5 protein-coding genes and 2 pseudogenes are annotated in these 7,110 nt (G+C 70.4%); 3 read left to right on the forward strand and 4 right to left on the reverse strand.

The window, feature by feature from the left end; genetic code table 11:
- Nucleotides 1-596 (forward strand): annotated as a pseudogene (locus tag ACY5KJ_RS15615) (hypothetical protein); the annotation flags it as partial.
- A gap of 361 nt (nt 597-957) precedes the next feature.
- Here ACY5KJ_RS15615 and pyk read toward each other — a convergent pair.
- Nucleotides 958-2,373: a pyruvate kinase gene (pyk, locus tag ACY5KJ_RS15620; protein ID WP_462186254.1), complete on the reverse strand. Its 1,416-nt coding sequence runs from the start codon at nt 2,371-2,373 to the stop codon at nt 958-960.
- 268 nt (nt 2,374-2,641) lie between these two features.
- On the opposite strand from pyk, the gene ACY5KJ_RS15625 reads away from it, so the two are divergent.
- Nucleotides 2,642-2,824 carry a hypothetical protein gene (locus tag ACY5KJ_RS15625; RefSeq protein ID WP_462186253.1) on the forward strand — a complete coding sequence of 61 codons (183 nt, stop codon included), beginning with the start codon at nt 2,642-2,644 and terminating at the stop codon, nt 2,822-2,824.
- 127 nt (nt 2,825-2,951) lie between these two features.
- On the opposite strand, the gene ACY5KJ_RS15630 is transcribed toward ACY5KJ_RS15625, so the two are convergent.
- The 3 genes from ACY5KJ_RS15630 to ACY5KJ_RS15640 form a co-directional block, all read right to left on the reverse strand.
- A complete protein-coding gene (locus ACY5KJ_RS15630) occupies nt 2,952-4,877 on the reverse strand; it encodes an ABC transporter ATP-binding protein (protein WP_462203682.1) in 1,926 nt (641 codons plus the stop codon).
- Between the two features lie 204 nt (nt 4,878-5,081).
- Nucleotides 5,082-5,903, reverse strand: coding sequence for an enoyl-CoA hydratase/isomerase family protein (locus ACY5KJ_RS15635; protein WP_462186251.1), 822 nt, complete (start codon nt 5,901-5,903; stop codon nt 5,082-5,084).
- Nucleotides 5,904-5,905: 2 nt separating this feature from the next.
- Nucleotides 5,906-6,124, reverse strand: a complete 219-nt coding sequence (locus ACY5KJ_RS15640; protein WP_009399485.1) for a helix-turn-helix domain-containing protein — start codon at nt 6,122-6,124, stop codon at nt 5,906-5,908.
- A 647-nt stretch (nt 6,125-6,771) separates the two neighbouring features.
- On the opposite strand from ACY5KJ_RS15640, the pseudogene ACY5KJ_RS15645 reads away from it, so the two are divergent.
- Nucleotides 6,772-7,110: pseudogene (locus ACY5KJ_RS15645) on the forward strand (hypothetical protein); the annotation flags it as partial.

A 7,110-nucleotide genomic window follows, 5' to 3' on the forward strand; every position in this document is an offset into this window, starting at 1 on the left:
GGGCGGGCGGCCCGGGCCGCGAAGCCGAGGGCCGTCGGACGGCGCCGCGCCCCTGGCCGGAACCGGGCTGGGCAGAACCGGGCTGGCTGGAACCAGACTGGGCGGGTGTGTCGGTCTTCGGTGGCGTCGACCGCTTCGATGATTCCGGGGTGTCCGCCGCGGCTGGCCGGGCGGGAGCCGGCGGCACCGACCGCTGCCCGCCGCCCACGGACCGCGCCGGTGAAGCTCCTCCCAAGGGTGGAACCGACGTCGGCGGGATACGGCCGGTACCCTGCCGCGGGGCGGCAACCGCGCTCCCGGGGTTTCCCGGCTTCCCGAGGTTCCCCGGCTTTTCGGGATTCTCTGTCTTTGTCGTGCTCTGCGGGCTTCCGGCCCGCTCCGCACCGCTCCGGCCGGCCGGACCCGCGCTCGCTGCTCGTCCGCCCTGGGAGGAGGTCGGATTCGACGCACGGGCGGACGTGGCGGCCGCGTTCCTCCCGGCCCCCGGGCGCGGTGCGGTCTTCTCCGTGGTCCCACCGCTCTGCCCGGTCCGGGGTACTCCGGTTTCGGGATTGGCCGCGGCGTCGCCGTTCGTCGACCGGGCGTCGGACGCCTGACCGTCCGTCCCACTTCCCTGCTCGGCCATCCCACCACTTCCTGACATACACCGTGTGCAACAGGCCGCCGGCCGACCCGGTACGGACCGGAGGCGACCGGGCCCGGGCCGTACCACGCCCCCAGCTTGTCCGCCTAGGCCCAGCTCGGCATCATCATGACAGTCATCAGCTCACGCCCGACATGTGCCAGAACGGCAACGGCACAACGGTGGCCGCGCCGACGGGCCGTCGGCGACCGGCGGACTCGGCGTCGGCGCGGCTCGGGGTGCTCGAGGTAGGCCAGTTCTCGGCCAGGGATCAAAGATCAAAGATCAGGGATGCGACGCTGACGCCAGACGGTGGGGTCAGTCAGACGGTGGGATCAGATGGCCTCCCCGATGCGATGGACCCGCATCATGTTGGTCATGCCGGCCACGCCCGGCGGCGTCCCGGCGACGACGACCACCAGTTCACCCGGCTTGCATCGGCCAATATGGAAGAGGGCGCTGTCGACCTGGCGGACCATCTCGTCCGTGCTGTCCGCGAACGGCACGAGGAAGGTTTCCACGCCCCAGAAGAGCGCCATCTGGTTGCGAACCGCCGGAATCGGCGTGAAGGCCAGCACCGGGACCTCTGTACGGTACCGGGCAAGTCGCCGGGCCGTGTCACCACTGAGGGTGTGGGCCACGAGATAACGGGCGCCGACCGCGGCTCCTACCGACGCGGCGGCCTGGGCGAGTGCCCCACCGAGCGTGCGCGGTTCGGTCCGCAGGGGCGGTATCCGGCCGAGGTCGGCCTCGGCGGTCTCGATGATGCGCGCCATGGTGGCCGCGGCCTCGATGGGGTAGGCACCGACGCTCGTCTCCGCCGACAGCATGATCGCGTCAGCGCCGTCCAGGACGGCGTTGGCGCAGTCACTGGCCTCGGCACGGGTCGGCCGCGGCGCGCTGACCATGGACTCGAGCACCTGGGTCGCGACGATCACCGGCTTGGCCCGCTCCCGGGCCTGGCTGACGGCGCGCTTCTGCACGAGCGGCACGTCCTCGAGCGGCAGCTCGACCCCGAGATCGCCACGGGCGATCATCAGACCGTCGAACGCCTCGATGATCTCGTCGAGTTCAGCGACCGCCTGCGGCTTCTCGATCTTGGCGTGGACCGGGACCCGGATCCCCACCTCATCCATGATCGCATGCACCGCCACGGCGTCCACAGCACTCCGGACGAAGGACAAGGCGACCATGTCCACCCCGAGGTTGAGGGCGAACCGCAGGTCAGCGGCGTCCTTCTCGGTGAGCGCCGAGACGGTGAGCGCGGCGTTGGGAATGTTCATCCCCTTGTGGTCGCTCACCGGCCCGCCAATGACGACCGTGGTGTGGACATCGGTGTCGGTCACCCCGTCGATCTGGAGGACCAGGCGGCCGTCGTCAACCAGGACGCGATCCCCGGCCGCGACGTCGCCCGGCAGGCCCGGGTAGGTCGTGCCGACCTGATGCTGATCGCCGGGAACATCACGGATCGTGACGGTGAACCGCTGACCGGGCAGCAGGGTGACCCCGCCGTCGGCGAAGCTCCCCAGCCGGATTTTCGGTCCCTGGAGGTCGGCGAGCGTGCCGACACTGCGGCCGGCCGCCTCCGCGGCCTCGCGCACCCGCGCGTACGTGACGGCATGCTGTTCGTGTGTTCCGTGGGAGAAATTTAGTCGGGCAATGTCCATTCCCGCGTCGACGAGGGCCCGGACCTTCTCTGGCGAGCTGGTCGCGGGGCCGAGGGTACAAACAATCTTGGCTCTACGGGGCACACCCAGAGCCTAAGTACTGATCGTCGGTCATTGCACACGGGGGCCACCAGGAGACGCGTACGGCGGCCCGAGAAGTAGTCAGATCAGGCGTATCCGTTATATGCTGCGCGTGGTCGCGCAGCGGCGTACCGTTCATATCGTCCGCGCCACACCCCTGTCGGTTGACGCGCGTGATACGGGAAAGACGGCAAGGGCGCCGGACGTTCCTGGGATCCGCTCCCTCGGATGCGGAAGTCGGTAGGGCACGATCGAGTCCCCCGGAGCCGGTATGAAACAAAATCCCGCCATCCACCGCCAATCGTCCGGCGACATCGACATCGACATCGCCGTCGCCGACGTCATGGCTCCCGCCGAGACCAGCGTTGTCGCCTCGGAGGTGCACGCCGGCGGCGCGGCCGGCGGGAGCTCCCCCGCGGCCGCGCCGCTTCGTCCGGCCGAGCCCGGGTCTTAGTGTCGCCACGACGGGCGGCCGTGCTCCGCGGCCTTCCCGCCGCGGACCACTGCCGGTCGCCGCCCACCTGTCGGGTCGGCGCGACGCCGGCCGCCCGAACGTGGCGCGCCCGGGTGTGGCCCAGGAGTCAGACCCCGACCGGTGGGGCACTGGCCCCTTCGGCCCACCCCGCCTCAGCACCGACGGCCGGGGCCGGGGCAAACTGGGTCCGGTACAGCTCGGCATAGAGCCCGCCGCGGGCCAGCAGCTCCTCATGGGTCCCGCTCTGCACGATCCGCCCGTCGTCGACCACCAGAATGCGGTCGGCGTCGCGCACCGTGGACAGCCGGTGCGCGATGACCAGGGATGTCCGTCCCACCAGCGCGGCGGTCAGCGCCTGCTGCACGCCGGCCTCGGACTCGCTGTCGAGATGCGCGGTGGCCTCGTCCAGCACGACGATGCCCGGTTCGCGCAGCAGCAGCCGGGCGATGGCCAGCCGCTGCTTCTCCCCGCCGGACAGGCGGTAGCCCCGGTCACCGACGACCGTGTCCAGGCCGTCCGGCAGGGAGCGCACGAGCAGCCCGATCCGCGCCGCGCCCAGAGCGGTCCACATCTGCTCGTCCGAGGCGTCCGCCCGGGCGAAGGCCAGGTTCGCGCGGATGGTGTCGTGGAACAGATGCGCGTCCTGGGTGACCACACCGACGGCGGACCGCAGGGACCGAAGGGTGAGATCGCGGACGTCGTGCCCGCCGATGCGTACCGACCCCGACCGCACGTCATACATGCGCGGAACGAGCTGGCTGATCGTCGTCTTGCCCGCTCCGGACGGGCCGACCAACGCGATCACCTGCCCCGGCTCGACCCGGAAGGTGACATCGTGCAACACCGGCGTGGGCACCCGCGGGTCGAGTACGGCGACCGACTCCAGCGACGCCAGGGAGACCTCGCCGGCGGCCGGATAACGGAAACCGACATGATCGAACTCGATGGTCGTCGCGCCGGCCGGCAGATCGACGGCGCCCGGCCGGTCGGCGATCGCTGGCTCCAGATCGAGCACCTCGAAGACCCGCTCGAAGGACACCAGCGCCGTCATGACGTCGACGTGCACGTTGGAGAGCTGGGTGAGCGGCCCGTACAGCCGTCCGAGGTAGGCCGTGAGCGCGACCAGGGTGCCGACCTCCAGGCTGCCCTGGGCAGCGAACCGACCGCCTATCCCGTAGACGATCGCGGTCGCGAGCGAGGCGACCAGGGTGAGCGAGACGAAGAATATGCGGCCGTACATAGCCTGGGTCACCCCGATGTCACGCACCCGCCCGGCCCGAACGCGGAAGTTCTCGTCCTCCCGTTCCGCCGAACCATACAGTTGCGCGAGCATCGCTCCGGACACGTTGAATCGTTCCGTCATCGTCGTGTTCATCTCGGCGTTCAACCCGTAGCTCTCCCGGGTCAGCCTGGCCAGGCGGGGCGCCAACAAGCGGGCCGGAATAATAAATACCGGCAGCAACACGAGCGACACGAGGGTGATTCGCCAGGACAGCACCAGCATCGCGGCGAGCACGAATCCGGCGGACAGGACATTCGACAGCACCGACGACAGCGTGTTGGTGAACGCCGACTGCGCGCCGAGCACGTCGTTGTTCAACCGGCTGATGAGCGCCCCGGTCTGGGTCCGGGTGAAGAAGGCGAGCGGCTGGCGCTGCACGTACCAGAACACCTGGCTGCGCATCTCGTAGATCAGACCCTCGCCGATCCGGGCCGAGAACCAGCGCTGCGCGAGCGACAGACCGGCGTCCAGGAACGCCAGGCCCGCGACGACCGCGGCGAGCGCCTGCACGAGCCCCACCCGGTGGCGCACGATGCCGTCATCGATGATCGTCTTGAGGATCAGCGGAACAACCGCACCGACAGCCGAGCTGAGCACGATGAGCGCGAGAAAGTAGGCGAGCTGCCGCCGATGGGGACGGGCGAAGGCGACGATCCTGCGCAGGGTACCGGGCCGCAGCGAGGTCCGGGTGACCGAACGGTCCTGTTGGAAGGTACGCATCGTAGACCAACCATCCATTCCCGGTCGCATCAGCCCTCCTGGCGGCGGCGCTTACTGTGTTACGTAGTGCTTACTACGTAACGATGTAAGCAGGAATTGCGGACGGGCATTCCCGCGGCGGGTGCGGCTCGTCAGGCGTGCTGGCTGCAGCTTGGCACGGCACGGAGCGAAACGGATGCCGAAGCGGGAGACCGCCGGTACGGAGCCGGCGCAGGAGCCGGTCGGGGCTGCCGGTCACCCCGCCGCGGGGTCGTCACCGGCAGCGGAGCGGGCGGTGACGACGCGTTCCCAGGCCTCGTCCTCGGCCCGCTCGTCGAGACGGTCGGAGCGGGTAGCGGGACGGGAGCGCCGCACGCCGCGCATCAGCGCCTTCACCTCGGCCGCGATGTCGCGGGGAACCGCGAGGAGCGCCGCGACCAGCACGCCGACCTGCTCGTCCAGCAGCTCACGCGGCAGGACCCGCTGGGCCAGCCCGATCCTGGCCGCTTCGTCGGCGGCGAGCTCGCGGCCGGTCAGGCAGAGGTCCAGGGCATTCGCGTAGCCGAGGAGCTCGACCAGCCGACCCATGGCACCGGCCGCGGGCAGGAGGCCGTCACGCGCCCAGGTCAGCCGGAAGCGCGCATCCTCGGCGAGAACCTGCAGGTCGCAGGCGACCGTCACCGCGAGACCGAGGTCGCCGACCGTCGTGTCCACGACGGCCACACTGATCAGGTCGGACCGATCGGAGACCCGCCCCATCGCGTCGCGCCATGCGCGATATCCCGCGGCCGGGGACAACTGCCCCACGGCGTCCGCGGGCCCTTCCTCGCCCACTCGGGGTGCGGGGTCGGTAAGGGCAGCGGCCGGTGGGGGGCGATGACCCATCCGGACAACCAGGACCCGGACCTCACCGGTCAACCGCCGCAGTTCGCCGGCCAGCGCCGACGCGAGAGCCGGGAACGAGCCGGCCCCGCCGGTATCACCGGGATCCGTCATCCAGATCGTGACGAGAGGCCCGGCGACCCGCACGTGCAGTCCGGCCGCCGCCGCCGCTACAGCGGCGGCGGGGACCGCCATGATCAGGCGCTTTTCTTCTTGGTGCCCCGGGTCGCACCACCCCGGCCGCGCAGGGTCGTACCGGACTCCGAGAGGATCCGGTGGACGAACCCGTACGAACGACCAGAGGACTCGGCGAGCAGGCGGATGCTCTGCCCACCTTCGTACTTCTTCCGAAGTTCGGCGGCAAGCTTGTCCCGCTCGGCGCCGGTGATCCGGGTTCCTTTCCTGAGCTCGGCCAACGTGGCCCCCTCCGTGTTCGATGATCTGCGAACCGATCTTCACTCAGCTTGAGTAAACGCGCCACTCGAAGCAGATGTGATCCATCACACGCGGCGCCGATGCGTGACCGTGCCCTCGCGTTCCTTCCTCCACGCCGGCGGTCACCAGCGATGGCACGGGTCGCACCCACCCGCTGGCACAGCAGGCGCGCCTGGCCGACGGTGCTACCGAGATCAGTGTCCCCAATCCCCGGTACGCGGCCCGACAACAGCATCGGCGCGTCGCCACGAACATCGCCATCTTCGCGCTCAAGATCTTCTCTCGATGCAACGCTGCAGGTACGACCATCAGTCGATCACTGTACAGAGCGAGCCGACGGACCGCGAACGCGGCCGATCAATTCGACTGATTCCTCACATCCGATACCGGTTGTCCACCCCGTCGGGGCCGGCCCGCTCCCGTGCTGAGGCCCGGTCCGGCGAGATCGCGGACGGCTCGTCGCACCCCTGCCGGCGCCCCCGCCAGCACCTCCGGCATCCGGCTCGGGGGGAACTCCGGCGCTGGGAGCGGACCGGACTCGTTACCGTGCAGTGGTGGTCGGTGACGTGATGATCTCCGGGTCGGCACCGAAGGTGCCCAGCTACGCGGCCTGCCTCGGTACGGACCGGTGAGCGCGACGGACGGCGCCTCCGACCCGACCGCTGTCGCCGCCTCCAGCCGGTTGCCCGGACCGCGCGGCGGCCTGTCCCGGCCCTGGGCGGGGTCCGCCGGGCGCACCGAGGCCGGCGAGGCGGCGCTGTGGCTCATCCTGGTGGCCTGCGGTCTCATCGGCACGTTCCTCGTCTCCACCGGCGACCTGGATCTGGACATCGGTGACCCGCCGCTGCGCGGCGGGTGGGCTCCCCGTCTCGATTCCCTCGTCCTGGTCCCGCTCGTGATCGCCGTGGTCGTGGTCGCCCTCACCGCCTGGTGGGCCTCGACCACCCCCCCGGCGGCCACCCCGAAC

Source organism: Frankia sp. CcWB3 (genome assembly GCF_977927595.1).